The sequence below is a fragment of the Rathayibacter sp. SD072 genome (genome assembly GCF_017355185.1).
Lineage (GTDB): Bacteria > Actinomycetota > Actinomycetes > Actinomycetales > Microbacteriaceae > Rathayibacter.
Genome location: NZ_JADILJ010000092.1, coordinates 1 through 3,342, shown reverse-complemented (window position 1 = coordinate 3,342; position 3,342 = coordinate 1). Strand labels below are relative to the sequence as shown.

Here is a 3,342-nt window from a genome sequence, read left to right as displayed (position 1 = left end):
TGCCCGACCCCTACTATTCCGATGCGGCGGCGTTCGACTCGGTGCTCGCGCTCATCGAGCGGGCCTGCGAGTCGCTCTTCGCCCAGATCGAACCGGGGCTGCGCGGCAACCGCACCGTCCTGACCGAGACAGACTCCCGAGAACCGGAAGGCACCACCGCATGACGCTCCCCCTCCAGCCGCTCAGCCCGCTCGACGGCCGCTACAGCTCCGCCGTCTCCTCGCTCGGCGAGTACCTCTCGGAGGCGGGACTGAACCGCGCGCGCGTGCACGTCGAGGTCGAGTGGCTGCTCGCTCTGACCGATCGCCGCCTCTTCGGCTCCGAGCCGGTCGACGCGGCCACCGCCGAGGAGCTCCGCCGTCGCGCCCGCGACTTCGGCCAGGCCGAGATCGACGAGCTCGCGACGCTCGAGGCCACCACCCGCCACGACGTGAAGGCCGTGGAGTACCTCGTGCGCCACTGGCTCGCCGACCTGGGCCTGGAGCGCATCGCCGAGCTCACCCACTTCGCCGCCACCAGCGAGGACATCAACAACCTCTCCTACGCGATCGTCGTGCGGCAGGCCGTCGGCGAGATCTGGCAGCCCAAGCTCCGCTCGGTCGTCGACTCCCTCCGCGAGCTCGCCGTGCGCTACCGCGACGAGGCCATGCTCAGCCGCACCCACGGCCAGCCCGCCACGCCCACCACCATGGGGAAGGAGTTCGCGGTCTACGCCTACCGCCTCGAGCGGGTGCTCGCGCAGATCGACGCGACGGAGTACCTGGGCAAATTCAGCGGAGCGACCGGCACCTTCGCCGCGCACCTCGCGAGCGACCCCGATGTCGACTGGGCGGGACTCGCCGAGGAGTTCGTGACGTCCCTCGGACTCGACTTCAACCCGCTCACCACCCAGATCGAGTCGCACGACTGGCAGGCGGAGCTCTACGGCAAGGCCGCCCACGCGAACCGGATCCTGCACAACATCTGCACCGATGTCTGGACCTACATCTCGCTCGGCTACTTCCGGCAGATCCCGCAGGCCGGAGCGACGGGCTCGTCGACCATGCCGCACAAGATCAACCCGATCCGGTTCGAGAACGCCGAGGCCAACCTCGAGCTCTCCAGCGCACTGCTCGACTCGCTCGCGCAGACCCTCGTCACCTCGCGCCTGCAGCGCGACCTCACCGACTCGACGACGCAGCGCAACATCGGGGTCGCCTTCGGCCACTCGCTGCTCGCCCTCGACAACATCGCCCGCGGCCTGCTCGAGATCGACCTCGACCCGCGAGCGCTGGCCGCCGACCTCGACAGCAACTGGGAGGTGCTCGCCGAGGCGATCCAGACCGTGATCCGCGCGGAGGTCACCGCCGGGCGCTCGTCGATCACCGACCCGTACGCGATGCTCAAGGACCTGACCCGCGGCAAGCGCCTCGGCGCCGAGGACCTCGCGGCGTTCGTCGGCGCGCTCGACATCGGCGACGCCGCCAAGGCGCGCCTGCTGGCGCTGACCCCCGCCGGCTACACGGGTGCGGCCTCGGCCCTGGTCGACCGCCTGGGCTGAGCTCCGCCGCGGGGCGCGCGACCGAGTGTCGGTCGTCGCGCCTAGCGTCGGGGCATGCCCCGATCCGCCGCCCGCGCCTGCTCGATCGACGGATGCACCTCCCGGGCCGAGGCGGGCGCCCCCGTGGCGCTCTGCCCGGCCCACCTCGGCCTCGCGCACGACTGGGTGGCGCAGGAGGACGGAGTCGTCGACGCCCTGCCGTCGCCGTGCCCGGTCTGCGGGTCCCGCCTCGGCGTGCGCCTGCCCTCGGCGTGGCTGTGCGCCGCGTGCGAGTGGCGGCACGGCGAGGTGCTGGACGGCGAGCTGGGGCCGCCGCGCGTCGAGGTCGTGTACTACATCCGCTTCGGCGAGCGCCTCAAGATCGGCACGAGCGCCAACCCCCGCCAGCGGCTGCACCGGCTGCGGCACGAGGAGCTGCTGGCGTTCGAGCGGGGCGGCCGCCCGCTCGAGCAGGCCCGGCACGCCCGGTTCGCGGCCGAGCGGCTGGAGCGCACTGAGTGGTTCACGCGGAGTCCCGCGCTCGACCGGCACGTCGAGACCGTGCGGGCCGGCGAGCCCGACCCGTGGGCGCTGCACCGCCGGTGGGTGAGCGAGGCACTGGCGCTGCGCACCTGACCCCTTCCCCCGAGCGGACTCCGCTCACCGGCACCACGCGCCGACCAGCAGCGGTCCCCGGATCTCGCGCAGCCGCTCCAGCACCCGATCGGCCAGCGCCGCGGTGACCGACGACGCCTCCAGGTCGAAGGGGCCGAGCGGAGCGAGCCGCCCCGTGCGCACCCGCAGCACCTCCCAGCCCACCGCCCGCAGCGCGCGGTCCTTGCGCCGGTCGGCCTCCTCGCGCTTCCCCACGTGCTCGAGCCCGTGCCGCCCCGTGGAGTCGTACTCGATCGCGACGCGCAGCTCGCCGAGGACGATGTCGGGCCACGCCTCGAGGTGGTCGAAGAACGGGCGCGACAGCCGGACCGCCGTGAGCCCCGCCTCGAACTCGAGCCGCTCGGCCAGCAGAGCCCGCAGGCGCGCCTCGACGGCCGACGCGGGAGGAGGCGCGCACCGGCTCGCGAACGGCTCGCCGACCGCGAGAGCGGGCGTCTTCGTGCAGACGGTCCGGCCGGGGGTCGGGCGGCGCGGAGGCACGGGAGCCGGTGGCGGCGCCTCCTCCCCCGCGAGGCGCATCGGAGCCGCCCGTGGCCCCCGCGGGGCCGCCGCCTCGGCGCACTCAGGGCACCAGGACGACAGGCGCCGCTCGCGCCCGGGGCGCATCCGCTGCTCATCGGGAGTCGCGACGAAGACGTGCCCCGCATCGCAGAGCCAGCAGAGGTAGACGTCGGCGGCCGGCGGGATCTGGCTCAGGACGATGCCCTCGTTGTACTCGGGCCGGTACTGCCGCACGAGCACGGGGTACGACCGCCAGGCCTCGCGGTAGGTGCCGACCGCGTAGGGCACCTCCGCTCCGCGCGAGAAGCGCCGCCTCCGCCACCATCGTCCGATCGGTTCCGCCACGGCGGCACGCTAGCCCGCACCTCCGACACGACGACCGCGGGCGCCGGCGTCAGGCTCCGTGCCCGCGGTCCTGCTCGTCGATGTCGGCGATCTCGGCGTCGTCGGGCTTGAAGGTGAGGGAGAACATCGCGATCGCGACGAGCACGACGATGAACGTCACCCCGAACGAGATCAGGCCCACGACGATCTCGCGGGTCGAGAGCAGCACGACGCCGCCGACGAAGAGCGCCATGACGGCCGAGAAGCCGATGAGCTCGAGGGGGCGCAGCCGGTCCTTCCGGGTCGGCTGGAAGGTGCGGGGA

At 73.3% G+C, this 3,342-nt stretch carries 4 protein-coding genes; 2 read left to right on the top strand and 2 right to left on the bottom strand.

All coding sequences use genetic code 11. The features are described from left to right. Positions 1-160: 160 nt before the first annotated feature. Together purB and IOC53_RS18450 are read left to right on the top strand one after the other, a co-directional pair. Positions 161-1,540 (top strand): adenylosuccinate lyase, encoded by a 1,380-nt coding sequence (gene purB / locus IOC53_RS18455; protein WP_207408049.1) that lies wholly within the window; start codon positions 161-163, stop codon positions 1,538-1,540. Between the two features lie 54 nt (positions 1,541-1,594). Then, the gene (locus tag IOC53_RS18450; RefSeq protein ID WP_207408048.1) at positions 1,595-2,155 is read left to right on the top strand and encodes a GIY-YIG nuclease family protein; all 561 of its coding nucleotides are present in this window, start codon (positions 1,595-1,597) and stop codon (positions 2,153-2,155) included. 24 nt (positions 2,156-2,179) lie between these two features. Here IOC53_RS18450 and IOC53_RS18445 read toward each other — a convergent pair whose 3' ends face one another. Then, positions 2,180-3,040 (bottom strand): hypothetical protein, encoded by an 861-nt coding sequence (locus IOC53_RS18445; RefSeq protein ID WP_207408047.1) that lies wholly within the window; start codon positions 3,038-3,040, stop codon positions 2,180-2,182. Positions 3,041-3,089: 49 nt separating this feature from the next. Next, positions 3,090-3,342 (bottom strand): hypothetical protein (locus IOC53_RS18440; RefSeq protein WP_307786260.1); only part of this gene is annotated, 253 nt, incomplete at its 5' end.

Excerpts from the sequence above, each read along its gene's own strand:
- IOC53_RS18450 (WP_207408048.1), top strand. The coding sequence starts at position 1,595 with ATGCCCCGATCCGCCGCCCGCGCCTGCTCGATCGACGGATGCACCTCC.
- purB (WP_207408049.1), top strand. The coding sequence starts at position 161 with ATGACGCTCCCCCTCCAGCCGCTCAGCCCGCTCGACGGCCGCTACAGC.